The organism is Domibacillus mangrovi (assembly GCF_001906925.1).
Lineage (GTDB): Bacteria > Bacillota > Bacilli > Bacillales > Domibacillaceae > Domibacillus > Domibacillus mangrovi.
In genome coordinates this window covers 21,723-47,146 of the sequence record NZ_MRWQ01000005.1, presented here as the reverse complement: position 1 = coordinate 47,146, position 25,424 = coordinate 21,723, and the positions used below count along the sequence as shown (strand labels likewise).

The window sequence follows — 25,424 nt, the reverse complement described above, 5'->3', positions numbered from 1 at the left end:
AATTCAATGAAAAACATACAGAATGAAAAGAGGACGCTTCTAAATGAGAGCGCGTAATTGGAACGCAAAGAAAACATTTGTAGACGGTATTCTTTTTGACAGCAAAGCTGAAGCCGATTATTACATGCTTCTTCTGGCAGATCCAGACATTGAAAAGGTGGAAGTGCAACCGGTATTCGAAGTGATTCCTTCATACCAAGTCACATGCTATCGCTGTATCGGATCAGGCAAGCAGGAGAGTTTGAAAACATGGAAGCCAATCAATTGTACTCGTTGCTCAGGAAAAGGCGAGAAAACGAAGGCAGGGGCCAAATACACGGCTGATTTTAAAGTGTGTTACAAGGATGGCCGGACAGAAATTGTCGATGTCAAAGGTGGACCTGCTTCACGGGATTTCTCATTGCGTAGAAAGCTGCTTGAACAGGCGATCGGGCAGGAAGTAACAGTCATGGAATACAAAAGTGGATTGTGGAAAAGAAAACGCTAAAGGGGTGGCGTAATGAACATTGGAGATTGGGTTTTAGCGGCGTCCGGCAAGTACTGGTATATGAGCTATATCGATAGTTTTTCACGAGATTCAGAGACGGTGCACGTGACGAAAATCACCCGGTTTGTAGAAGGTATTCCTGAAAATATTAAACCAGCTCCAGCTACGTGCTCAATGAGATTAATCATTCCCTTGGACTCGTCCCTGATGAAAGAGGATTATGACGAATTAATCGACTTAGCGATCATAACGGCAGACAAGGAATGGTTTTCTGAGTTAAGAGAGAGGATGCTGCAAGATGCGTAGTTAAATGTGAAGGTGGGGTTTTAAAGAAAAATAGCTGGGTTGCCCCAGCTTTAAAACATAGGAATCACCATAGCAAAATGTTCCGTTTGAAAACAGTTTAACCATTAATAAGGAAGTAATACAAAAAAAGCCAGGAAAAGTCCCCGGCTTGTTAAATAGTACTCGCAATTCTATTTTAACAGACTGGGGGCGTCTTTTGTGAATTTAAAAGAATTAGTAATTAATCCTAGTACTATGCGACTAGAACTGGATATAATGGAAATACCAAGAAGTTGTGTGGTGGTGATCTGTGATGGGAAAGCCAAATTGAGAGAGCTGCCACCGCATGGGGAATATAAGATCGTCACGCATCAGGGCAAGGTGAAACGAATGAGGCGGGAAGAGGGAGAGGAGTTTTAAAGATTAACAGCAAATTGATTTCTTCATTAGCAGCTATGATATTTTTATTAGCACTGATTAGAATAGATATTAATATACCATCTATTTTTATTGTAGGTTGTGCTATTTTTGCTTTTTTTATGGTAAGCGCAGATTTCTTTCAATTTTTCTGCACATTAAAAATTAATCCTCAAAATAATACAAGGATTCAAAAATTTATACTGAGCAATAGTGCAATGATTCGAGATGGAATAATTGCATTTTCATTTCCAATGTCCTTAACAATTTCGCTTATTATTCTACAAAAAGGAAGGGACTTTATCACAGCAACTTCTGATGTAGTCACACTAATGGCATTAGGGTTAACACTTTTATTAATATCGATAAGAGAGTAAGTCCCATTAGTTTACTGGAGGACACTGAATAACGCATTGCGCGTTGTTAAGTGATTCTCCAGTGTATTAAAGTGATCAATGCATTAAGAAAAAGTGAGGCGGGAAGAGGGGGGAGAGTTTCAATGGAGCATAAAAGAGGGTTACAGGATAAGGACGTGAAAAAAGGCTGGTTTTATGCAGGACTTACCGCGATAATGTCTGCTATCGCTATGCCAATAGGAATATTCTTTTTATCTGGTAAACCTGTGAGTGTAGCAGGTTTTAGTGAGTTAGGAACTATAGGTGATTTCTTTGGAGGATCCACCATTGGATTCCTGTCATTAGCAAGTATTTTCTTTATAATTCATGCGATTAGAATTCAAAGCCAAGAATTGTCTTTGCAAAGGACTGAGTTGGCATTAACGAGAAATGAGCTAGAAGAAACAAGAAAAGTTCACGAGTCCTCTCATAAAACAATGAGACTGCAACAGTTCGAGAACACTTTTTTCAACATGCTTTCATTGCAAAATGAGATCGTAAATACAATACATTACCAAAAAGGCGCTAATGAATTAAAAGGGCGGTCCTTATTTAAAAGAATAAGGGAATTTGCAGACTCCTATTATAAGCAGTTCCGAACAAGGGATTTACAAAGGATGGAGCAATTTTCAGAATTAGAGGCGATTGAATACGCAGTTGATGAAACTTTAAAAGAGTTTTCTGAATATACATCCCATTATTTTAAGAATATCTACTCGTTGTTACTGTTTGTCGATCAAGAAGGTAGCTTGAATCAAGAAGAAAAACTGAAATATATAAATATATTAGAATCACAATTGTCGCCATATGAATTAGTATTTCTTTTATACATTTCATTTAAAACGGAATATATTCCCTTTTTGAAATTAACAAAAAAATATAGATTATTTTGGGAGATCGATAAAGATCATTTATTAAATCATCAGCATTATGGATTGAACCTGAATTTTCATCAAGAAATAGAAAATTAATAAGTTCTCTCAGCCATCTGAAGGATACTGAACAGACACGAAAAATCGTGCGCTGTTTGGTGTCTTTTTGTTTACCAGAGATACGCTAATCCTAGTGCTATGCGACTGGGATCAGGTATAATGGATATACCAAACACTTGTATGGTAGTGATCTGTGACGGGAAAGCAAAATTGAGAGAACTACCGCCGCATGGTGAATACAAGATCGTCACGCATCAAGGAAAAGTGAAGCGGATGAGACGAGAGGAAGGGGAAGAATTTTGAGTAAAAATGTTTTTACTAAAAAAGAAAGAAATAAACTATTGTTCAGTGAAACACTTAAGAGAAGTAACCTCCCTTGGCTTGTTGAAATATTAAATAATAAAAATACTCCTAAATATACCGATTTAAATGCTGAGCAAAGGCAAACTTTAAGCGAGCTGCGTTCAGAGTTGTTAAATAACTCTATAGATGAATGGATTATTACAAAAGCTCCTGGCACTAAGCATTTAACTCTCAATCTAGGCCCTAAAGAACAGGAATGGATGAAATGCCAATTATGTGGAACAAAGAATCGTTATATTCACTTTATAAAAAATAAATTTACAGAAATCACTATAAATGTGGGCAGTGATTGTATTGAAGAATTCGGAGAAATTGGTAGAGCGGCTCAAAAGGATAAAAGAAGGTTAATATCCAATCAGAATAAAAATAGACGCCTAGTCAAATTATTAGAAATAATTCCTGACGCAAGAAGCAGAGTAGAAAAGTGGGATGGATTTTTAAATGAGATAGATATTATTTTACCAAGTAGGATTGAAGAAGCTTATAAAAAACTTGGTATCAAAGCAGAAAAGTTATTTAAATCAATATTAAATAAAAATCAAAGTGAAAAAGAAGTTCAAGCATTAAAGAAAGTATTTCAAGAACAAATAGAGTATAAAGAAAAGATATTAAAATACGTGAATGTAAATAAAAATCGAACCTTTGTTATGACAAAAGAAATTGACGATTGGTTAAAAGTTAATAAAACAAATGATTATATAAGAATTAGTGAAGTAGTTAAGGGGAGTGGCAATGGGTTTATCATACCTGAAATAGCTCACGAAATAAATGAACCAAGTTTTTTAAAAACTATAGCAAATCAATATAACAGAAATATAGATAATAATATTTTGAAAATCGAACGCATTACTAATAATGGCTTCGTAATTTCTGTTTTTCCTTTACTTAATATTTATCTTGAGATCTCTAATAGAATTTTTACAAAAAAATATAGTAATTTTGCTTTTGGTGAGAAAAGTAAATTTGACGTTGAGTTCTTATTATTAAATTCTCAATGCTATAGGAATACTGATAGGAATAAACTAGTTGATGAATTGAAAAAAATACTAAGTTCAATGGGTATGAAGATAGCTAGTATTGATACAAAGAAAAATCGAATAGATATTGAATGTATAGACCTTAAAAAATATTTTAGATTTGACTTAGAAAAATTTGTGGAAAGTAATAAGCAGTGCCTCTATTTATATAGGCCCTATGAGTTGAAAACAGAAATTCTTAAGAATAGTAATTCTTTTTCTCAGTGGGAGTATAAAAATCTAATAAAGAGAGAGAAAGAAATACAAGAAGCATATCAAGATGATATGAATAGAAAAAGAAATAAATAATTTAGTTCTCTCAGCTATCTGAAGGACACTGAACAGACACGGAAACCCGTGTACTGTTCAGTGTCCTTTTTTATTTGCTAAAAAGGAGTGTCGTGATGAATCCACCGATGAAAGAGCAGCTGCAACAGTGGAAGAAGGATCACCAGGAAATGAAGCAAGAACGAAAGAAAGAAAAGCCGCCGCAGAAGAAGCAGGAGAAACTGTCTGAACGAGATTGGAAAGAAATCATGGGAATGAGTAGAACACGATATGGGCGAGCAAAAGGCGGGGCATTTAGACAAAAATAAGGGGGATGGATATGCGAACACTCATTTATGAATACAAGCAATCATTGCGGTCGTTGAGAGAAATGAAAGCATCCATTGAATCGAAAGCCAAATTAACAGAGCTTGATTTGCAGGATAAGACACTCATCAACAGCATGATCAGCGAAACCGAGTTTGCCATTCAGTGGATGGTGTCCGGCCGGAATCCTGATGCAAGACGTGGAGTAGACCGAACTGGTGCATATACATTGGACCCAAAGCTGATTGAAGCGATCGTGCCGAATCGGACCGTTATGGAAGAGCGGAAAATCACCGCTGATGAACAGTGGCTGCTGGATGATGTATTGGCAGATTTAACAGCGAGAGAGAAAGATGTGTACACACTGGTTAGGGCGGAAGGATTATCATTTGAACATACAGCGGAACTGCTTGGTATCACGAAATCATCTGTCCAGACCTATTCGGAACGGGCGGAGAGGAAAATTGAAGATCGTAAAAACGGCAGCCTTTTTCTTGTTTCATGAGAAAGGCTCTTTTTGTACTAATTAATTATTATATGTAAGTGAAATTTTTTTTGCTTCGTTACTGCTTTTTTCACTTTTCAAGAACAGAGCATATATTTTAATGATAGATGTTATCAAAGTGATCGCAAAATCAAACCAATTCATTTATATTGCCTCCATAAATAAAAAACACGATTAATACAGTTTATCCTGTTAGAAAAAATTTAACCACCTTTTTGTCGTACAGCTGCTGTATATATGAGAAACCAAAACAAAAACCCCGTCAGATGACAGGGTTAAATAACCTTCTTCATGCTGCATTTACGGCACTCACGTAAGAAAATGGCATTTTTGATTGAACTCTTAAACTGAGCGTTGTCGCAATTATCACATCGACCGCTTTTTATATCTGGATATTCATTAATGTTGTATGTAATGCTTAGATTGTATACTGGTTTTTCTTCCATGCTAAACACTCCTTTAAAGTCACTTGAACATCATAGCATAAGGGAGAGCGGCGGATGGATGAATGTGGCGCTTTTTTGTCGTATGATAAGGCAAAAGGAGAGATAATATGAGTGAATTATCATTTATGGATAACGTTGAATCCAAAGGGTACGGCACTAAGAGTGAGATGTATTTAGTCTATCTAGACATAATGGGTAGATTTATGGACTATGAAATGGCCTACAAATATGTTGAAGGTAGTGCGAAGGTAGAAATAGAGTCAGCGACAGAACCAGGCCTGCATTTGTTACTTGAACCAATTATTTTACCTTCAATTGCAAATGCGATGTTTTTAGCAATTTACGGAGATTTTGAGGCATTTTTAAACAGGATATGTGTTGTCCACAGAAGCAACAACTCTTATACACTTGGCTACAGAGACCTTTATGGAAATGGAATCGAAAGAGCAGTTACATATCTTAACAAAGTTGTTGGATTAAAAGATATAAAGAAATCAATAGAGTGGAATGATTTAAGAGATTGGAACAAAATCAGAAACATCCTTGTTCACAATAATGGAGTAACACGGGATGAAAAAGACGCAGAAGCAATGAGAAAGTTGAAAATAAAGGCTGACAATGAATATAACAGAGTTTCAATGTCGATTGAAGATCTTGATAGATTTCATAATCTTATCGTACAATTTCTTATGAAATGCGTTTAAGCATTCTCCGGAGTGCTTCAGGCTGTCGACTTTGTCGACAGCCTTTTTAAATACTGAATTAGCCATCAAGATATTGTGTTGCTTTAATTAGAATACAACTAGATAAGCTGAAACAAAAAGACAAAAATCCCATTTCTGAAAAAATCTTTTGCGAAAAAAGAGTTTGTCTACACTCTGAAGCACTCTCTGGAGTGCTTTTTTCTATGGATAAAAAAGGAGGATGGAAATAATAAATGAACAAGTTGAAATGACAGAAAAACAAAAAGAGGATCTTCAAAAGTATAATTTAGTAGGCTCTTTTATGCAGGATTTATCCTGGGATGATGAATTAAATCATCTCAATTTGCGAGACGCGCGGAGGATTGCTGAATATATTGCTGATGCTTCGATGGAGGGATTAAAAGAAGGTATAAACCAGACGATGGCTAAACTTGCTCCACAAAAAGCAAAAAAAACCCTGACAGCGGATCAGCAATTCCATCAGATGCAAACACAAAACATCCAAGAGGAAATGGAAGCGAAGATCAGAGCGGTGGATAAACCGGCTTCGCCACTTTAAAAATTCAGTGAGCCATTCTAAAGACAGGAGGCTGGCGGTGATGTGACATGGTCAATTGGAATGAAATCAGAATAGAATGGGAAACAACCAAAATCACACTTGCTGCATTAGCGGAAAAGCATGATGTGAAAATCGGTACCTTAAAGAGCCGAAAAAGCCGTGAAGGATGGTCTAGGGATCCGACGAGAAAGGATGCAACCAAAAGTGAAAAGGTTGCAACCATTGATAAAAAGGATGCAAACAAAAAGAAGGGTGCACCCGTTGGTAACTCTAATGGGAAAGGCAATAAAGGCAACAAAACAGCAGCACCCCCAAAACGAAACTCAAACGCTCAAAAGCACGGCTTCTTTGCGAAGTTTCTGCCGGAGGAAACGCTTGAGATTATGGACAGCATGAATGAGTTTTCTGCCGCTGATTTGATCTGGCAGCAGATACAGATTCAGTATGCCGCAATCATTCGAGCTCAAAAGATTATGTGGGTTGAAGATAAGAATGAAATGATCAAGGAGCTCAAAAAAGAGAAAACGGAACTTGAACTAAGCCGTGGAAAAAACGGAGAAATTGAGACAATGCCTTCTTTTGTGGAGCGAGAATACGAATTTCAATTCGCTTGGGATCGGCAGGCTACTTTCTTGAATGCTCAATCCCGTGCAATGGGTGAACTGCGCAACTTAATCAAGCAATTTGACGAGTTGGCCCATATTCACGATGAACGGCGCTTGAAATTGGAACAGATGCGTGTGGGGATTGATAAAGTAAAAGCCGAGGTTGAAAAACTGAACGGCAACCAGGATGAGGGTCCAATCGAAATATTCATCAAGAGAAAGCAGGCGGGCTTATGATTGAAAAAGAAGTGAATCCGCGTTTTGAAGACTTTCTGTTTGACTGGTCAACGAAATTTCAGTTCCTTGTCGGTGGCTATGGTTCATCGAAGAGCTATCATGTTGCATTGAAATTCATTTTGAAGCTGTTAGAAGAAAAGCGAACGGCTCTCGTTGTGCGTGAGGTATATGATACACATCGCGAATCAACCTTTTCCCTTTTAGAAGAGATCGTGATTGATCTGGGACTTGATCATAAAATCAAATGCGGTTCATCACCGATGCAGATCCGCTTCCCGAATGGCAGCAAGATCATATTCAAAGGGATGGATAAACCAGCCAAATTGAAGTCGATCAATAATGTGTCGCTCATTTGGTTAGAAGAGTGTTCAGAAATCAAGTATGCCGGGTTCAAGGAGTTGATTGGACGCTTACGGCATCCGTCATTGCCGCTCCACATGATTCTTTCGACGAATCCGGTCAGTAAATCGAACTGGACGTACAAACATTTCTTTAAGGATGAAAAGAAAAAGGTTTATGTGCTGGATGACGAACGGCTATACGAGGAAAAGACGATTGTTACGAACAATACGTACTATCATCATTCTACCGCTGACGACAATCTTTTTTTGCCGAGCAGTTACATTGAACAGCTGGAAGAAATGAAAGCCTACGATCCCGACCTTCACCGAATTGCCCGAAAAGGACAGTTCGGTATTAATGGGACAAGGGTATTCCCTCAGTTTGAAGTGCAGAATCATGATGCAGTCATGGCAGCTATAAGCAGCATTCGTCGACCGCTCCTGCGAAATGGTATGGACTTTGGTTTTGCGGACTCATATAACGCACTGCTTCGGATGGCCGTTGATCGTGAGAACTTGATCCTCTACATTTACTGGGAGTATTACAAAAACCAAACAGATGATGAAGATACCGCGAAAGACATCGTAGCATTTCAAAAGAATCGATGGGAAATACGAGCAGACAGTGCAGATCCGAAAACCATTTCTTATTTCAATAAAAAAGGTTTTCGTGTGAAGGCTGCTAAGAAGTTTCAAGGTTCACGGCTCCAATATACAAAGAAAATCAAACGGTTCAAAAAGATTATCTGCTCCGATCAGTGCCCAAGCACAATAGATGAGCTGAAATATTTAACGTTAGCTGTCAATAAGGATGGAGAAGTGATTGAAGATCAATTCAACATCGATCCGCACACGTTGTCGGCTATTTGGTATGGGCTTGATGATTATGAGGTCCAGGACTTAAAGCGAGCTTATTAAGGGGGGAACGAATGACGATTAAATGGAAAAAGTTTAACGGAGAAGTGGTAAAAGAGTGGCACGGAGACATTGAATATCATCGTGACTTATATAAAGGTGATCATGCAAAGCTATTTTCACGTGCCAAAGAATTGATTGAAAAAGGTGAGATTACTGACCGGCTGATTAAGGGGCCTGTGAATGCTCAGAACGTGAAAACGCCTTATATTACGGCGAACATCTCAAAGCTAATTGCTGAAATCCCTGCCACACTTGCGGCACGTTCTATTGGTGAAATCAAGTCCTCATTACCAGCTGACGAATTGCAAAATGAAAAGGTGAATGAAAAGACAGACAATGCTATTGATGGACCGAAAAGTGGTGTGAACAGTAAGATTACGCATACACAAACTGAACTGATTGAGCAAATTACAAAAAACAGCAAATTGGATTTCGAACATTGGTCTAACATCGTTATGAACCAAGTGGATGGCGGCATTGTCGGTGTTCCTGTGAAGGACGAGGACGGCGTACGAATCGATTTTAAGATGAGAGATGTATATTTTCCTCATGAGGATGGAAAAGGTGCTGATTTAGGCTTTATTCGCAAGCTAGGTGAAGACTTGGATGAATACTTTCATGTATATCGGGAGCGGATCGAAAAAGGGCATTTAAGAGTGACGAATATTCTTTATTCCATCGACGATAGTGATGAACTTGAACAAGTGGAAGATTCATTGGCGCTTGAATTGCTAGGCATTGAAGAACTAGAAACTAAGTATACAGGCCGCTCCCATTTACTGATTCACTACTGGGCAAACGAAAAGACCATGCTTAATCCACTTGGTCGCTCCTGTCTAGAGAACCAAGGCAGTAAGCAGGATGATATTAACTGGACACTAACACGCAACGGCATCACATTCGAGCGAAACGGCAAGCCTCGAATTGCCGTTTCGAAAGAAGTAATGGAACGTTTGGAGCAGCTTGCGTATGAGAGATACGGCGATGAAAGCAAAATAGATCACCGTGATTTAGAATTGACGACGTTTGATGAAAAAGGAAAAGCACTTGAAGTGATTCAGATTGACATTAGCCAAATTGGTGACATCCAATGGGTAAAAGACTTGATGAAAACAATGCTTATGGAGACACGAACATCTGAAAAGGCGGTCGATTTCTATTTAGCAGAAGGAAGCGGTGGCTCACAGTCAGGTGTTGCAAAATTCTATGACTTGTTCGTGTCGTTGACAAAAGCAGAGCAGATTTTGAAAGAGTACGTGGCGTTTTTGAAAGGATTATATGAAGGCGCTTTATGGCTGCTTGAAGATGATGATGAAGCGGTCATTATTGAAGAGCCAGAAATCACTGTACTGGATATGGTGCCTGTCAGTCGCTTTGAAATGGTTGAGAAGAATAATGCGGAGTATGCTGCAGGTACCGCTTCCCTTGAAACGACCGTCCGCCGGAACAATCCATATGCGTCAGAAGATTGGATTGAAAATGAAATCACACGCATTGAAGAGGCAAAACAGATGGATAACAGTACATCCTTGCTACGTGGCAGGCAGACACTTTTAAACTTGAATGATAACCGTGATGCTAACGGAAATATTGCGAGTGATGAAGAATGAACCTTGAGCAACTATTAAAAGCATTCTCAGAAGTGTTGTTCATCGTTTTCCAAGAAGTCGTCACCATCGATGACATCCTTAATGATAAAAAGAAGGCAGCGCTCCTAGCGTCCATTCTAGCTGCTCTCGATGATTTACAAGTGGCCACAGAAGAAGTGTTGCCGACTGAACTAGCATCAGCGTACATGAGTGGATTAAACGAGGCACAATCAGCGTTGCAGGAACTCTTAACGTCTGCCCCTTTAAGTCCAACGGCCAAAGCGATTGCTGCAGCAGTAAAAACAAAGCCAGTTATTCAAAATCACATTCATTTGAACGCACTTGACGAAATCGTTAGCGACACAATGAGTGATATGGCAGCCGCTTTCCGTACAGCAAGGGAAAGTGCTATTACGACGATAGACAACACACTTGAAACGGTACGTCAGGAAATTGCATCGGGTGTGATCCAGGGCGAACACAGCAAAATAGCAGCAAAGCGGGTTGCAAAAGAATTCGCTGAGTCGGGTATGACCTCGTTTATCACAAGAGACGGTCGGCGACTACCGCTAGATTTTTATGCTCGGACAGTCACTCGAACAAAGATCCGGACAGCCCATGTGACAGGAGCAGAGAATCGCTATACAAATGCGGGTGTTGGATTGGTTAAAATTACAGGTTCTTATCCTACGTGTGACGTATGTGCTCGTCATCGTGGATTGGTTGTCAGTTTGACTGGTGAACATGAGGGATATCCAACTAAAGCACAGGTACCATTGCCGCCGTTTCATCCAAATGATCGTTGTGGTGTATCGCCTTTTCTTCCCGAATTTGGTGATGACGACGAAGAAGCAAAAGCCCGGTGGCGTAACTTTGATCCCGATGAGGATACAAGGACTCCCTCTCAGCGTAGAGCGTATGAAAAAGAGCAGGAGATTCGCCGTGTTGCTCGACAGGAAGCAAAGGCATATGAAAAAATGAGGGCGGCATTAGGTGACAAGGCACCGAAAACGATGGGAGCATATAGGCGGATGAAGAGAAAAAATGATAACAAGTGGCAGCAATTACAGAGTGAGTATTTGAATGCTGTTCGGTCAATATGATCGTGATTATAAGAAAAGTGGTTGCTTTATCCTCTAAAAAAGGTTTATCTAAAAATAAACTAAAATAGGGGGATTATCTTAATGCGCGAAACTCATCATCATACATTCAGCACAGTGGATTATGAATGGACTGAACAAAATGTGTTATTCGTTAAAGTAAACGGATTTGACGCTGGGAGAGGAAAAGAGTTTGAGGGAGTTGTGAAATTTATAGAGGGTGTACCTTTTGGTGATTTAATTCATGTTCAAAAATCATCATTGTCAACAAGCTGTAGGGGAGCACTCCGCGCTTATCTATTGAATAGATATCATAACAAAGACTTTAATTAAGGTTAGAAACAGCATTCTTATAGGGATGCTGTTTTTTTGTCCAAACCGATGATGACAATAAAAGCATTCGAGCAGACAAACATTTTTGCCTGCTTTTTTTATGTGAAAAAAGCAGAGATGAAAGGAGAGCGATTATGTTTACTTATTTAAAAGCATGGTTTCACGTATTGCTATTTTTGTTCAAGATGTCAAAAAAGCCAGCTCCTTCTGCTGTGAAAGAAGAGGATTTATTGAAACTGGATCTTCAGTTCTTTGCGGATGACGATCCTGAAGATGATCCAGAGGACGACCACGAGGATGATCCAGATGATGATGTACCAAACCTGGATGAATTGCTGAAAGACCCGAAATTCAAAAAGCAATACAATGCGAAGCTGAAAGATCAGTTAGGCAAACGAATGAGCAAGTTTAAAGATGTTGATCCAGAAGAGTATCGCCGACTCAAAGAACAGGCAGGCGATAAAAAGGACAAAAAAGAGGACAATGCGGGCGATGATGCCGCTCGTAACGACCAAAACGAAAAACGCCTCCTACGTGCGGAACATAGAGAAAAAACCGCTCTCGTCAAAGAATTTGCGGTTGATAATGGCCACAATCCGAAACTGCTTGCTCGTTTAATCAACATCGATTCGATTGAACTTGATGAGGATGGAAATGCGGATAACTTGGACGAGCTATTTGAAGAGCTTGAAGAAGAATTTCCCGAATACTTTTCTCTGCAAGACGATGATGACGACGAGGAAGATCCGCCGAAGAAGAAAAGTCGCTTCAATTCGGTGCCGAAACAAAAAACCAATCCGAAGAAGAAAGTTGATCCACATGAAGCAGGTCGACAAAAGGCGCTTGAACGACATCAAAAAAAGGAGGATAAACGATGAATTTGCAACCGCGTAAAGGTGAGCCGATTTTCGGTCAAAAAGAATTCATGCGAAATACACAAGGCATGGAAGTGAAAACAGCAGGTGCAACTTTGTTGGCAACAGATTTCACTGCAGGCACTTATGTAAAAGCAGGAACAGCAGTTTTTAAAGGGGTTGATGGCCTTTATCATCCTGTCGCTGTTGATACTCCAGCAACAATGGAAGGCGCAGGATTAACAATGCATGATGTGAAAATCATCTCAGGTTCAAACCCAATTGTCGGGATTTTAGCAGCGGGACATCCGCGTGAATCTCGGTGTACAGGTGTTACAGATAATTTCAAAGTAGCGGTTAAGGGCCGCATTGTATTCGATATTTAACAATAGGAAACTGAGGAGGAGATACAATGCCATTACATTTAGATGAATTTCAAAAAGCTGTATTTCAGGGTTATGTGGAAAATGTTCCGCCGCAACGTGATTATATGTTGAAAGCATTTTTGCCGATTGAACCAATTTACGATATTGATTTCGCATATAACATTATTAACGGGCAATATGCGCCAGCTGCGTCAATCACAGGATTTAGTGCAGCCGCTCCATTACGCGACAAAAAAGAACTTTCTCAAGCATTCGGATCAGTGACAAAGGTTCAACATGCTTTCCGGTTAGACGAACGTGAAATCTTGAAGTTTAATGCACCTCGTTCATCTCAGGAACAAGCAAAAGTGATTGATTATGTCTACAACAGTACAGATGAATTAATTGTCGGCGTGGATGATTTAGAGGAATTTATGCGTGCTCAAGTGCTATATACAGGCGAATTAAAATATGACGACGATGAAGAGGATATTCATATTGATGTTTCATTTGACATCCCAGTAGAAAATAAGGTGACAGCAACGGTTGTATGGAGTGATCCATCTTCCAAACCATTGGCTGATCTTCAAGCTGCTGTTAAGCAGTTCCAGTCAAAAAATCAACGCAAAAAGCCTATTGTGATGCATATGACATCGGCAACAGAAGCAAATCTGCTTCAAAATGAACAGATTCGGGTGCAAGTGTATGGTCAAAACAATGGTGGTCGATTGTTAACGCCTAGTGATGTACAAACTGCCTTAACCGCACTTCGTTTGCCACCATACGTGATTAATGATGATGTGGTTAATCTTTATGGACAAGGTGAAGTGCCTCTGTTAGAAGATGGAAAGGTTGTTCTCCTTGGGGATGCGCTTGGTAAGACTTATATGGGTCCTACAGCAGAAAAAGGGCATCAAACGGGTAAATTTATCGCACCAAAAATTGAAAATGATCCGCCACAGCAGACAGTTCGCGTTGGCGAAACAGTATTTCCAGCATTACAAAAGCCGCAAGCCATCGTCATTTTGTCTGTATGAGGGGGGTAACCAGTGAATATTGAAGTGAGACTGCAGGATAATATGGTGCTGAATGCCACGAAAGAAGGGTATTCAGCTTCCACATTAGCAGAAGAATTGAATGATCAAACGAAAGTGATGAAAGCGATCGGTGATGTGATTGTCAACCTGAATACGATCACTGTCATTCTCCCAGCGGAACGAGACAGCTCGCTCCATAACATTGAGTTGCTGCTCCAACAGGGTACACCTCTCACGGCAGAGGTTGATCCCTATGTGGCTGCATCGTTGGCCGAATCATTAAACGACAACAAAAAAGTGCTGCTGGCAATCGGTGATTTGGTTGTTAATCGTCGAGCTGTTTTACGAGTTACGTCAAAATCTGCATGATAAACAAAATTAAAGGAGGGTACTTGCCATGCCAAAATATATTTCAAATGCCTATTTGGCACACGCAGGAAAAATCGTGCAGCCGGGCGAACCACTGGAACTGACAGAGGAACAAGCGGATCGTCTGGGTGATAAAGTTGAACTGTCAGAGGAAACGCAGCTTGGCGAAAAAACGGTTTCTGAATTGAAAGAAGAAGCGAAAGCGAAAGGCATTGAAGGCTATGTGAAGATGAAGAAAGATGAACTCATCGATGCATTAGCTAAGCCAGCTCCAGAAGGTGCAACAGAGCCCTTTACTGATGACACTGAACAAGAGTAGGTGAGCAAATGGTATTTAGTGAGATTGATGCATATTTGCACAGTCTTTTTTATACGGATGCTTACACCGAACTGCCGGCAGATATCCGTGAAAAGATTGCGTTCACAGCAGAGGACATGCTGATAAATCACTACGATGAAGCGCTATTGACGCCGAAAATAATCGGTATTCAAACTCTTTATATGATTGAGGGAGAAGCCGAGGAATTTGCGAAGTTCAAGCGGCATGGCGTAAAATCGTTAGGTTTAAAAGGGATGTCTTTTTCATTTGAAGGAGGCAATATCTCTCCGGAAGTCGTGGCACTCATTGAAAAAGCACAGGCGGCCTTACAGCCGAAAAAACGTGCGAGTGCTAGGAGGTTGATTTAATGCCGAAACCGCCAATGAATGACACCATTTACATTTATGATGCGTTTACTGGAAATAGTGAACATTATGATCAATCATTAGTGGACGATTACGGTCGGCCAAAATTCAAAGATCCACGAACATCAAAAGCGCGAGTGCAGCCGGAGTTAAAAGTCATTACCACACCGGATGGTGAAAACTTTGAAAGTGTTTTGACGATTGATATTCCACCAGAAACGTTTATACAACGCGGCCATGACATAAATTGGACAGACCGGTTTGGCCAAGATATTAAGGGACGCATTTCAGAAGTGGAAGAAACCCTTAATTTTAGCGGAACAAAAGTCTATTTTCGTACTGTTTATGTCGGCAAGCCGCCGCCAAGGTGATCAGTATGCCGAATGACAGTTTTATCCGTATTGAGTGGGACGGATTGCAGGAACTTGAACGCGTGCTGGAAAACGTAGAGAACAACGTGGATGGCATTATTAAAGAAGAATATACCCGCTATGGATTATTGGTTGAATCTGGCGCCAAAGCACTCGTGCATCAAGATGAAGGCGATTTGGAAGCATCGATCCATGCCAACACTGCTTCCCTTACGGGCGATAAAGTTGAAGTCATAGTCGGTTCCAACATGGTGTATGCCTTACGGCGGCATGAAGAGCCTTATCGGTCAGGATTGCATGACAAGTATGATAATGGGGCGAAATTCCCCGATTACTATAATACTGGACGCGGTGTGCGGACCCGAGCCAAACCATTGTGGCGCGGATTTCAACCAGGGCGCAAGTATCTCGAAAATGCGATTCAAGCGACGGCAGCTGAGTTCAATGGCACAAACGACCGTATTTTACGCCGCATAATAGGTGATGAAACATGATACAGAAATACTTAAAAGACGTGCTGGCACCGCTATTCCCGAGGTTACAGTGGACGATGGATTATCGACAAGCGGATGATCATACTGGCACCGTCTATTCGGAGGGTGGCAGGGCACCAGACAAGTACGAAACAGGTATTCGTCGACCTTCTTACATGATCTATATTAGATCAAGTGACTTTGCTTATGCAGAGCAGGTAGCTTGTGACGTAGTGGATACACTACACCGGACAGCGAATGTGTTGGTGACAATTGAGGAAAAAGACGAATATGAGAACGTGGTCGGCTCAAAAGCCTATCGCGTTCTTTTTATGTCCGCAGTATCCGAACCAAACCGGATCGGTGTCATCGAAGGCGTGATGGAATGGTCGGCTAATTTTGATGTAACTTTAAGGGAGGAAAAATAAATGAAAATTCCATTTGGGTTAGCTGATTTTACAATTGGCGAAGGTGTAGATGCAATTAAATTTGATGGTGTAGTTGGATTCCAGGCAGATGGTGGTGAGGTTACACTATCTCCGTTACTGTCCGATATTAACATCGCTGATTTTGGTGATTCTCTTTATGATCAGTATGTAATGGGGTACGAAGGTGGTGTCACCATTGTCGCGGCAGAAGATGATATTGACACATTAGAATTGGCGATGTCTTATACAGAAGCTATCACAGAAACAGTCGGCGGCGAAAAAGTAGGGCTGATGGATGCAAAGATCGGCACATCCTTACGTGCAAAAGGCCGTAAAGTTACGATTCACCCGCGTATTATGGGAGCGGATAAATCGTCCGACATCGTCATTTACAATATGGTATCAAATGGTGAATTTTCGCGTTCTTTCGCAAATGAGCAAGGCAATGTGAGTGTAACGCTCGCTATGTTCCCGCGCGAAGGTATGGACGTAAGCAAACCAGGTAACTTCTTTTACATTGGCGGTACCGATCCGAATGCAACACCATAATTAAGGGGGCTCAATGCCCTCTTTTTCATTTGAAAACAGGTTTCTAATATAAGGAGGAATTTTTATTATGACAACGCAAGTCACACTCAAAATCAAAGGTGAAGATGGCCAAGTAACAAAAGTGCAACACGAAGTGGAAGAAATTAATTTGTTCCAGTTTGAAGAAGTGATGAAATCTGTAAAAGACATTTTTACTGAAGTACAGGGAGACGAAGCGTTGAAAACAATGTTCTCTGACCTTTTTGATGGGACAGCAGATGCAGAAGATGAAGAAGTGAAGCAGCGCATTGACGAACGATTTATCCAGAATGCAATCGGTTCATTTGAAACACTGGCAGTACATATGCCGACGAAAGCGTTCAAACTACTTTCTGTCTTGAGCGGCATTGAATTAAAAACGTTACAGCAGCAAAAAGTGAATGATGTATTCGATATTTATGATGCAGTTGTGGAAGAAAATGATCTTCAAAAACTATTTAATCGTGCAAAAAAGTCTTTGGCAGCCACGAAAGTGAAGCTGGCATTCATGAAGAAGGTCAAGCAAGTGACGGAATCAGTATCAGTGAAGCTGTAATTTTTCAATTATCTGAGCGACTGGGTGGACGAACAGAAGTCATTCGAGCACCGGTGATTGAATTACTCGGTCATATGCTTATGGATAAGGAAGAAAAGGAAGCGAAAGCATCCGCACAGCAAAATAAGACCTGGATCCATTATCTCATGCTTCAGTATTCCAAGCCGTCATTTGGAGAAGAGAAACCAGCAGCACAACAAAACAGGCAGAAATTCGAAGAGGCGATCAGGCCGAAACAATCGAAAGCCACAGCGCCTGTTCAAAAGCAGGTTTGGGATTTTAAGTTGCTTGATCAGTTGAAAGTACAGCAGAAAGGAGGTTGAAAAATGGCAGGAAACATCAGAGAAATAAGCGCCGTCTTTAGTGCCAATGCGACAGGAATACGCTCGATCATCCGTAAAATCCGAAATGATCTTCGTGATTTAGGTCATACTAGCGTCGCGTCTACTAGCCAAGCAAATGACCATTTCGGCGAATTGCAACAGCAAGTCGAATCGGTACAAAATATACTTTCTGGTGGATTTGATGCAGGTAACAGCCGCTTACAGGAATTAAGCCGAACTGCTGAAGAAGCAGGCAGAGAACTGCGACAGACAGGACATTTAGGGGCAGCGGCACAGGTGGAATTACAACGTGTGCTGGCAGAATCTCGTGATGATTTGGCTCGACTAGGCGACGAGGGGACGGAATCATCTAACCAAATTCAAGCCTCTCTCCGTGATTTAGATCGTATTTTCAGAGATATGAACACTAACAATCCAATTGATGATATCGTCGATGATCTAAACGATATGGATCAGCAAGCCGGGCATACGGAAAGTACAATGGATCAGTTGCGGCGTACAGTTTTAGACGCATCTATTGTCGGACGAGCCTTAAAAATGTCATTAGTCCTACTAGCACCCGCTGCTGTTCCAGCCATTGCTAGTGTGACAACAGGCGTGATGGGTTTGGTGTCAGCATTAGGAGCGGCCGCTGCAGGTGCTGTCGGTTTTGGTACTGTTGCTATTCCAACGCTCATGGGCATTTTTGAAGCGCAAGAAGAAATTAATAAAGCACAGGAGAAGCTGGCCGCTGCTACAACGCCGGAACAGCGGGCAAAAGCACTGCTGGAACTAAAAGCGGTACAAGCATCATTGACGGATGAACAGCAGAGAGCTTTGGATGCACTTACTGAATTTACCGACTACTTTGAAGAACTTCGCTCCTCATTCGAGCGTCCGGTATTCGACATCTTTACACAGGGTTTACGGACACTACAATCATTGTTGGAAATGTTTAAACCGGCCATTGAAGGTTCCGTTCAAGCAGTAGACAGCCTGATGAAAAGCCTTGATCGTACCTTACAGACGAAAGACATAGAATCATTCTTTGGTTTCCTTTCCAGCCGAGCCGGGCCCGCGTTAGAAAGTGTCGGGCAGTCAATTGGCTATCTTTTACGTGGCGTATTGAATCTCATGGTGACGTTTAATGAGCAAGGAAAAATAATGGAGGCTGGTCTTCTTAACCTAACAAAACGCTTTTCAGAGTGGACAAGTATATTAGGGCAGACGGAAGGGTTTAAAGCATTCATTGATTATTCTAATAAAAATACTCCGGTCCTACTCAATTTACTTTCTAACCTGTGGAGCATTTTGAAAGATGTAGTGATCTTTCTTGCGCCGATCGGTCAGGAAATGTTGAAACTATTAGTCATCATTACAAGTTTCATTAAAGGCATTACCAATGTAGCAAAGTCCTTTGCGCAGTGGGAAGGATTTATTCCTATACTCTACGGAATAACTACAGCATTAGTAACATATCGAACAATTATGTTAGCGGCTGTAATGGCCACTGCAGCTGCTGATTTGGCAAAGAAAGCGTACACAGCCACAATGACAGTGTTAACGAGAGTTATTGGAGCCGTACGAGCGGGGCAACTATCGCTTAATGCAGTAATGGCAGCTACACCAATTGGTTTGGTTATTGCTCTTATTGCTGGCTTAGTTGTCGGACTGATCGCTGCATACAAACATTCCGAAACGTTCCGAAACGCAGTTAATAACGCGTGGGCAAGCGTGAAAAACAGTGTATCGTCTGCTATCAATTATTTAAAACCGCTTATGCTGACCATGTGGGATGGTGCTTTGCTTGGTTTAGGCAAGCTGAAAGCCATAGGACCGATCATTGTGTCCGCCTTTAAAACTGCGATAGATACATCTGCAAACTTTATCTGGGGACTTGGCGATAAAATCGGCGGCCTATTGGGCGAAGGGTTAAAAGAAAAAGCAGGTTCTGTTGTTCGTGGGTTTGTCGAACAATTAAAAGCAGGTTTTTCAAGTGTTGGAGGCGTTATTTCACTTCTTGCTCCTGCCCTAACAGCCATTGGTTTAACACTACTAGGTGTGACCGGCCCAATCGGCTTGGTTATCGGGGCGATTGTGAGCTTCATTGGCTTCTTGTATCGATTATCGAAGACGAATGAAGACGTCCGAAATGCACTCCAGGGTGCATGGAAAGGGATTCAATCCATATTTTCATCTGCTGTCAGTGCAATTCAGCCAATCATTCAGGCATTCGCAACCAGCTTCGGCCAGCTTGCCCAAGAACTAGGTCCGGAATTTTCGAAAACGGGTCAAGTCGTTAAAGAAAGTTTTGCCGAATTACAACCAGCCTTTTCAGAATTGGGCTTGGCGTTCGGCGAATTAATAACAGAACTCGGCAACGTATTCAGCAGTTTAATTTCAACCGTTCGTCCTATCGTTTCAGAGATCGTGACAACATTTCTACCTTCATTAGCAAGTGGTTTTGTTTCGCTCGTTACTCAAATTGTGCTCCTTCTTCTGAATGTGGCCCAAACGATTCTGCCCATGTGGCTGAGTGCAGTGCAAGCGGTGTTCCCAGTTATCTTAAGCATCGTTCAGTCTGTTCTGCCCATTATAATTGATCTGATTAAGGCCATCATTCCAATTTTGCTTAATATCATTCAAACAGTGTTCCCTGCACTTTTAGGTGTGGTTCAAACGATCTTTCCTGTAGTACTTAAGATTATCCAGGCGGTGCTTCCAGTAGTCGTTACCATGTTGAAATTGTTAATCGGTGTTGTCCTGGAATTGGTGAAAACCGTTTTACCGATGATTTTAACGGTCATTTCAACGGTGCTTCCAGCATCACTTAAAATAATTCAAATGGTGATTCCACTTGTTGTAGGGATTCTTAAGACAGCAGCAAAAATTATTACAGGTGTTTTAATCCCGGCGATTAAATTAATATTACAAATTGTCCAAGCCGTGTTCCCAGTTATTATGACCGTGATCAAAAACGCACTGAACATTATCACCAACGTGATTCGTCTATTTATTGCTGTATTAAAAGGTGATTGGAAAAGTGCGTGGGATGCCGTTAAAAACATCCTGACAGCTGCTTGGAACATAATCAAATCAGTTATTCAAGGCGTGCTCAATGTGATCGTCGCTATTTTTAAAGCAGCATGGAGCATTATTAAAAGTGTCACGACAACTGTATTCGAAGGGATTAAATCCTTCTTAAAAGGTTTATGGGATAGCATTAAAACGCTTATCTCGACGGCAACCGGAAATATCAAAGATGGCATTGTTAAGGCATGGGGCACCATCAAGGATAAAACAACTGAAATTTTCACTGGTATTAAAAAGACGTTGTCCGGCTTGTGGGATGATATTGTGGATGGTGCGAAGAAATTACCGGGTCGCATTGGCGATGGTATTAAAGGTATGGCTGATGGCGTGATGACCGGAGTAAAAGCGCTTGCTAACAAACTCGAAAAAGGTTTGGAAAAGGGAATAAACCTTGCAATTGACGGCATTAACTGGGTTCTTGATAAAGTTGGTGTATCAAAAGACAGTCAGTTGAAACACGTCGATATTAAAGCTTATGCAAAAGGAACGAAAGGTCATCCAGGCGGACCTGCATATGTTGGAGACAGTCCACAGGGCGGAGACGGCCCTGCCGAATTGATTGGCACACCGGATGGAAAAACATATCTTTCGCCTGCGAAAAAGACGCTCATACCAAACCTACCTAAAGGCTCATGGGTTATGCCAGGCAAGCAAACGAAAGCTTTATTATCCAGTATGCCAGCCTACAATGGCGGCGTGGGTGAATGGGTTGAAAAAGGAAAAGAAGCTGTTTCGTCTGCTGTAACGAAAGTGAAAGATTTGGCGCTCGATGTATGGTCCTACATTGAAGATCCATCGTCGTTAATGAAGAAGGTCTATGATCATTATGCTGTTGATATGGGTGTCAGCGGATCATTTGGTGACATTGCAAAAGGCGGCCTAGGGATGCTCAAAGACAAAGCGGTTGATTGGGTAGCCGGTCAGTTGCCACAACTCGGCGGTTGGGATTTCGGAAGCGCCTTTACGCGTACGTCAGGATTTGGTATGCGTTGGGGGAAACTTCACGCAGGGGTTGACTATGCGGCACCTATGGGCACACCGATTAAATCACAATCTGGCGGGAAAGTAGTCTTCTCCGGACCGCGGGGCGGTTATGGCAATGCCGTCATTGTTGAAAGTGGTGGAATGCAGTATCTCTACGGTCACAACAGCGCAAACCTAGTAAAAGCAGGCGACACGGTATCTAGAGGACAAACGATTGGGCTTGTCGGAAGCACGGGCGACAGTACCGGACCGCACGTTCATTTCGAAATCCGTCAAAATGGAAAAGCGATTGATCCAGATTCCATAGGTGGCTTTGACTTTAATGGATTTGGCACGAATTATAGCGGCAACGGGGCACAAATGGCACGACAGGCGATCACGCAAGCGCTGAAAATGCTTGGTAAACCGATGACGTTACTTGATCCACTCATGAAAATTGCGGATAAGGAATCCAGTTTCAATCCAAATGCAATTAACAAGTGGGATATTAACGCACAGCGCGGTGATCCTTCTATCGGTCTTTTTCAAATCATTGGGGAAACATTTAATCGCTGGAAGTATCCTGGCCACAATAACAGACGGAATCCGCTAGACTCCGCATTGGCTGCTATTCGATATATGGATGGTAGGTACGGCGGTGTTCTCAATCATCCGGGTATTAAATCCATGATGCGTGGTGGTGGATACAAGCCGTATGCAGAAGGTGGGGAGATTAACAGTCCGCATCTTGGTTTAGTTGGGGAAGCGGGACCGGAGATCATTATTCCGTATGCGCAGCGGTTCCGTAAAAGAGCGCTGGAATTATGGCAAACAGCAGGTGAAAAACTCGGTGCTTTCAAAACAGCTGCTGCAGGTAAAGTCCAAGAAGTAACGGGAGCACTCAGCATTCCTGCTTATGCAACGGGTGTGGGTAAAGTAACCGGAGCTGTGAAAGGACCTGTGGTACCTACTACAAAAACACCGGCGGTTCATACCATGAACTATATCGTGAAAGCCGGAGATACACTGACGGCTATTGCGAAAAAATTCAAAACGACTGTGTCAGACTTAGTCAAACTGAACAAAATTAAAAATCCGGATGTAATCAAAATTGGTCAAAAGCTGATCTATGGCATACAGGCTGCAACGGGTACCGGCAGCAATAAAGGGACTGTCAAACAAGAAGCACCAGTTGTGGATCGACGCCCGACTTATGTGAAAAAAGTAGAGTATCTTGCTCAGAAAACGAGTTCCGCTGGAGCTGAAGCAAAAATCAGAAAAGCGCTGTCTGATCAGTTAATTAAAATCGAAAAAGAAGAAGCAGATAAAATTAAAGCGATTAAGGATAAAGCCTCGAAAGCGAAGCGGGATCTCACGCAAAAAGAAAAAGAAGCTGTTTGGAAAATTCGAGAGGATTACGGGAAGAAAGAAGTAGCAGCTGAAAAGGCGGCCGCGGCTCAAATTACAGAGTTGTCTAAAGCAAGCGCGGAAGAACGGCTAAAAGCGATCGATGACTATGTTGCCCGCGCGAAAGAAGAAAATCGTCTGACATTGATGGATGAAATTGCAACGTATCGTGAATCCATGAAATATTTCAAGAAAAACTCTGTGGAGTCCATTGTGGCAGAAAAACGCTTGAATGAAGCGAAGAAGCGACTGCATGATGAATTGATGTCGATGAAAGATGAGTATTTGGCAAAGGTGAAGGAAGTCAATGATCGTGTAATGGAAGAAGAGCGCCGGCTTAACGCAGAATATGAAAATGCGGTAACAGACAGGACCAATGCGTTGAAAGGATTCGCTGGATTATTCGATGTAGTAGAACGTCCAGAAGAAATCGATCCGGAGACGTTGCTTGAAAACCTTCACAGTCAGGTTTGGACACTAAACAATTTTGACAGCAACCTTGATATTTTAGCAAGCCGCGGTGTGGATGAAGCCCTGATTAAAGAGTTGCAAGAAATGGGGCCACAAGCGTTAGCGGAGATCAAAGCGCTTAACGATATGACGGATTCTGAATTAACTCAATTCGAGGGTCTGTGGAGTGAAAAATCACGGATTTCCCGCGACCGTGCCACGCAGGAAATGGAAGGCATGCGCCTAGATACAGTGATGGAAATTCAGAAACTTCATACGGAAGCAGAAGCAGAACTACAAGCGCTTAATAAAACGTTTGAGGAACAGGTCGCGGGGTTGAAAACGGTCGTGACAGAAGGTTTTAATCCACTGGGCGCACAGCTAGTTGATATCGGTAAAAATGCGATACAAGGCTTGATTGATGGCATGAAATCTATGAACTCACCACTTGGCAGCATATCACGGGACCTTGCAGATACGATCAAAAAAGCCATCACAACGTCACTTGTAATTAAATCCCCTTCACGGTGGATGAAATACATGGTGGGTGAAAACATCGTACAGGGCGTGATCGATGGGATCGCAGGTATGGAACATAATGCAGTAAATACCGCGACTGCAATGGCTGATTGGTTTAAGCCGTCTATTTCTAGTGATGCATTCAGCGGTTTTCGCGGCTCGGTTAATTCATTTGAAGGTGTCATGATACAAACGACCGTGGAAATGAATAAAGAGGTTGTGGGCAGGTCTGTGGAGCCGATTGTATCCGATAGACAGCGTGGCAATTATCAAAATGCAAAGATTGTGAAAGGTCTGTGGTAACTATGTGGAATTCGCCTTATAATCTCATCATTGAGCGGCAGAATGGCGAGCGCTATGATTTGTATGATAAAGGGATCGTCACGAAACTATTTCAAATAGAGTCGCCGTCTCCGCGTCATGTCCGTGAAGAACTAGACGGAATGGATGGTTTTCTTGAAGGTGAAACACTATATGAAGGCCGCTCTATGCGTGGAGAATTCTTCATGGTGGCAAAAGATACGTTCGATAGAGCACGAAATGAGATTTTTCGGTTGTTTAGTAGCCGAGAAGCTTTTTTTATCACCAAAATGTCAGAACCGTACAAGCGTTGGAGTGTTAAAACAGATTCACCGTACGTTATTAATCAGAGAGCTGTTATGGGTGATTTTTCAATTGAATTTACCTCGGCCTCGCCTTTTGCACAATCACCTGGCACAACGCTTAATTGGCCGGAAATGGAGCATTATTATGGTATTGGTGAGGGAAAGATCGATGCGTTCGATCCACCGATTCAATATGAATTTAACACCAGTTCTTTTTTTGTGTTCAATGATTCAGATGAAACGGTGGATCCGCGCAGCATGGAACTTAGAATCAAGCTGCAAGGAACACTCAATAATCCCATTATAAAAAATGTGACCACCAATGATGAATGGCAATGGAGCGGATCAGCATCGGCAGAGGAAGTCATTTTATTGGATGGCATCCAATCATTGAAAAACGGCCAAAGCATTTTCAACAATACAAATAAAAAATTAATCAGCCTAGCTCCAGGATGGAATGAATTTTCTATTACTGGCGCGGCTGATTTTTTAATCTCTTTTGATTTTCGGTTCTATTATCTTTGAAATGAGGTG

Annotated in this window: 31 protein-coding genes; 30 read left to right on the top strand and 1 reads right to left on the bottom strand. The window is 41.5% G+C overall.

The window, feature by feature from the left end:
* Positions 1 to 43: 43 nt before the first annotated feature.
* The 9 genes from BLL40_RS05330 to BLL40_RS05295 all read left to right on the top strand — a co-directional run bounded on the left by BLL40_RS05330 (position 44) and on the right by BLL40_RS05295 (position 4,994).
* Entirely contained in the window at positions 44 to 487 is a 444-nt protein-coding gene (locus BLL40_RS05330; RefSeq protein WP_073710897.1) for a DUF1064 domain-containing protein, read from the top strand.
* 12 nt (positions 488 to 499) lie between these two features.
* Complete coding sequence (locus BLL40_RS05325; protein WP_073710896.1) at positions 500 to 793, top strand: hypothetical protein; 294 nt, start codon at positions 500 to 502, stop codon at positions 791 to 793.
* Positions 794 to 991: 198 nt separating this feature from the next.
* Positions 992 to 1,192, top strand: a complete 201-nt coding sequence (locus BLL40_RS05320; RefSeq protein ID WP_073710895.1) for an XtrA/YqaO family protein — start codon at positions 992 to 994, stop codon at positions 1,190 to 1,192.
* A gap of 14 nt (positions 1,193 to 1,206) precedes the next feature.
* Positions 1,207 to 1,566: a hypothetical protein gene (locus tag BLL40_RS05315; RefSeq protein ID WP_073710894.1), complete on the top strand. Its 360-nt coding sequence runs from the start codon at positions 1,207 to 1,209 to the stop codon at positions 1,564 to 1,566.
* A gap of 122 nt (positions 1,567 to 1,688) precedes the next feature.
* Positions 1,689 to 2,555, top strand: a complete 867-nt coding sequence (locus tag BLL40_RS05310) for a putative phage abortive infection protein (protein ID WP_073710893.1) — start codon at positions 1,689 to 1,691, stop codon at positions 2,553 to 2,555.
* 99 nt (positions 2,556 to 2,654) lie between these two features.
* Positions 2,655 to 2,819, top strand: a complete 165-nt coding sequence (locus tag BLL40_RS17355; RefSeq protein WP_159434195.1) for an XtrA/YqaO family protein — start codon at positions 2,655 to 2,657, stop codon at positions 2,817 to 2,819.
* The gene (locus BLL40_RS05305; protein WP_073710892.1) at positions 2,816 to 4,204 is read left to right on the top strand and encodes a hypothetical protein; all 1,389 of its coding nucleotides are present in this window, start codon (positions 2,816 to 2,818) and stop codon (positions 4,202 to 4,204) included. Before BLL40_RS17355 ends, BLL40_RS05305 begins: the two co-directional genes overlap by 4 nt.
* Positions 4,205 to 4,299: 95 nt before the next feature.
* On the top strand, positions 4,300 to 4,491 hold the full coding sequence (locus tag BLL40_RS05300) for a hypothetical protein (RefSeq protein WP_073710891.1): 192 nt from the start codon (positions 4,300 to 4,302) through the stop codon (positions 4,489 to 4,491).
* A gap of 11 nt (positions 4,492 to 4,502) precedes the next feature.
* Positions 4,503 to 4,994: a sigma factor-like helix-turn-helix DNA-binding protein gene (locus tag BLL40_RS05295; RefSeq protein WP_073710890.1), complete on the top strand. Its 492-nt coding sequence runs from the start codon at positions 4,503 to 4,505 to the stop codon at positions 4,992 to 4,994.
* A gap of 275 nt (positions 4,995 to 5,269) precedes the next feature.
* Here BLL40_RS05295 and BLL40_RS17510 read toward each other — a convergent pair whose 3' ends face one another.
* Positions 5,270 to 5,440, bottom strand: a complete 171-nt coding sequence (locus BLL40_RS17510) for a DUF8096 family protein (protein WP_095532825.1) — start codon at positions 5,438 to 5,440, stop codon at positions 5,270 to 5,272.
* Positions 5,441 to 5,547: 107 nt separating this feature from the next.
* Between BLL40_RS17510 and BLL40_RS05290 the strand changes: the two genes are divergently transcribed.
* The 21 genes from BLL40_RS05290 to BLL40_RS05190 all read left to right on the top strand — a co-directional run bounded on the left by BLL40_RS05290 (position 5,548) and on the right by BLL40_RS05190 (position 25,415).
* Positions 5,548 to 6,144, top strand: coding sequence for a hypothetical protein (locus BLL40_RS05290; RefSeq protein ID WP_073710889.1), 597 nt, complete (start codon positions 5,548 to 5,550; stop codon positions 6,142 to 6,144).
* A gap of 220 nt (positions 6,145 to 6,364) precedes the next feature.
* Positions 6,365 to 6,703: a hypothetical protein gene (locus BLL40_RS05285; RefSeq protein ID WP_073710888.1), complete on the top strand. Its 339-nt coding sequence runs from the start codon at positions 6,365 to 6,367 to the stop codon at positions 6,701 to 6,703.
* A 47-nt stretch (positions 6,704 to 6,750) separates the two neighbouring features.
* On the top strand, positions 6,751 to 7,545 hold the full coding sequence (terS, locus tag BLL40_RS05280) for a phage terminase small subunit (RefSeq protein WP_073710887.1): 795 nt from the start codon (positions 6,751 to 6,753) through the stop codon (positions 7,543 to 7,545).
* Positions 7,542 to 8,804 (top strand): PBSX family phage terminase large subunit, encoded by a 1,263-nt coding sequence (locus tag BLL40_RS05275; protein WP_073710886.1) that lies wholly within the window; start codon positions 7,542 to 7,544, stop codon positions 8,802 to 8,804. The genes terS and BLL40_RS05275 overlap by 4 nt, the downstream gene beginning before the upstream one ends.
* Before the next feature lie 11 nt (positions 8,805 to 8,815).
* On the top strand, positions 8,816 to 10,414 hold the full coding sequence (locus tag BLL40_RS05270) for a hypothetical protein (RefSeq protein WP_073710885.1): 1,599 nt from the start codon (positions 8,816 to 8,818) through the stop codon (positions 10,412 to 10,414).
* Positions 10,411 to 11,496 (top strand): phage minor capsid protein, encoded by a 1,086-nt coding sequence (locus tag BLL40_RS05265; protein WP_073710884.1) that lies wholly within the window; start codon positions 10,411 to 10,413, stop codon positions 11,494 to 11,496. The genes BLL40_RS05270 and BLL40_RS05265 overlap by 4 nt, the downstream gene beginning before the upstream one ends.
* A gap of 81 nt (positions 11,497 to 11,577) precedes the next feature.
* Positions 11,578 to 11,826 carry a hypothetical protein gene (locus BLL40_RS05260; protein WP_073710883.1) on the top strand — a complete coding sequence of 83 codons (249 nt, stop codon included), beginning with the start codon at positions 11,578 to 11,580 and terminating at the stop codon, positions 11,824 to 11,826.
* 134 nt (positions 11,827 to 11,960) lie between these two features.
* Entirely contained in the window at positions 11,961 to 12,704 is a 744-nt protein-coding gene (locus BLL40_RS17350; RefSeq protein ID WP_073710882.1) for a phage scaffolding protein, read from the top strand.
* Positions 12,701 to 13,066, top strand: coding sequence for a hypothetical protein (locus BLL40_RS05250; RefSeq protein WP_073710881.1), 366 nt, complete (start codon positions 12,701 to 12,703; stop codon positions 13,064 to 13,066). The genes BLL40_RS17350 and BLL40_RS05250 overlap by 4 nt, the downstream gene beginning before the upstream one ends.
* Before the next feature lie 26 nt (positions 13,067 to 13,092).
* The gene (locus BLL40_RS05245) at positions 13,093 to 14,082 is read left to right on the top strand and encodes a major capsid protein (RefSeq protein ID WP_073710880.1); all 990 of its coding nucleotides are present in this window, start codon (positions 13,093 to 13,095) and stop codon (positions 14,080 to 14,082) included.
* Positions 14,083 to 14,094: 12 nt separating this feature from the next.
* Entirely contained in the window at positions 14,095 to 14,451 is a 357-nt protein-coding gene (locus tag BLL40_RS05240) for a hypothetical protein (RefSeq protein WP_073710879.1), read from the top strand.
* 28 nt (positions 14,452 to 14,479) lie between these two features.
* On the top strand, positions 14,480 to 14,770 hold the full coding sequence (locus BLL40_RS05235) for a DUF7210 family protein (protein WP_073710878.1): 291 nt from the start codon (positions 14,480 to 14,482) through the stop codon (positions 14,768 to 14,770).
* 8 nt (positions 14,771 to 14,778) lie between these two features.
* Entirely contained in the window at positions 14,779 to 15,138 is a 360-nt protein-coding gene (locus BLL40_RS05230) for a hypothetical protein (RefSeq protein WP_073710877.1), read from the top strand.
* Entirely contained in the window at positions 15,138 to 15,506 is a 369-nt protein-coding gene (locus BLL40_RS05225; RefSeq protein ID WP_073710876.1) for a hypothetical protein, read from the top strand. The genes BLL40_RS05230 and BLL40_RS05225 overlap by 1 nt, the downstream gene beginning before the upstream one ends.
* A gap of 5 nt (positions 15,507 to 15,511) precedes the next feature.
* Positions 15,512 to 16,000, top strand: a complete 489-nt coding sequence (locus tag BLL40_RS05220) for a hypothetical protein (protein WP_073710875.1) — start codon at positions 15,512 to 15,514, stop codon at positions 15,998 to 16,000.
* Positions 15,997 to 16,407: a hypothetical protein gene (locus tag BLL40_RS05215; protein ID WP_073710874.1), complete on the top strand. Its 411-nt coding sequence runs from the start codon at positions 15,997 to 15,999 to the stop codon at positions 16,405 to 16,407. The genes BLL40_RS05220 and BLL40_RS05215 overlap by 4 nt, the downstream gene beginning before the upstream one ends.
* Positions 16,408 to 16,956, top strand: a complete 549-nt coding sequence (locus tag BLL40_RS05210; protein ID WP_073710873.1) for a hypothetical protein — start codon at positions 16,408 to 16,410, stop codon at positions 16,954 to 16,956.
* Positions 16,957 to 17,023: 67 nt separating this feature from the next.
* Positions 17,024 to 17,530, top strand: a complete 507-nt coding sequence (locus tag BLL40_RS05205) for a hypothetical protein (protein WP_073710872.1) — start codon at positions 17,024 to 17,026, stop codon at positions 17,528 to 17,530.
* A 53-nt stretch (positions 17,531 to 17,583) separates the two neighbouring features.
* Positions 17,584 to 17,853, top strand: a complete 270-nt coding sequence (locus BLL40_RS05200) for a hypothetical protein (RefSeq protein ID WP_073710871.1) — start codon at positions 17,584 to 17,586, stop codon at positions 17,851 to 17,853.
* Between the two features lie 3 nt (positions 17,854 to 17,856).
* Positions 17,857 to 24,588, top strand: a complete 6,732-nt coding sequence (locus BLL40_RS05195) for a peptidoglycan DD-metalloendopeptidase family protein (protein WP_073710870.1) — start codon at positions 17,857 to 17,859, stop codon at positions 24,586 to 24,588.
* Positions 24,589 to 24,590: 2 nt separating this feature from the next.
* Positions 24,591 to 25,415 (top strand): phage tail domain-containing protein, encoded by an 825-nt coding sequence (locus tag BLL40_RS05190; protein WP_073710869.1) that lies wholly within the window; start codon positions 24,591 to 24,593, stop codon positions 25,413 to 25,415.
* Positions 25,416 to 25,424: the final 9 nt, after the last annotated feature.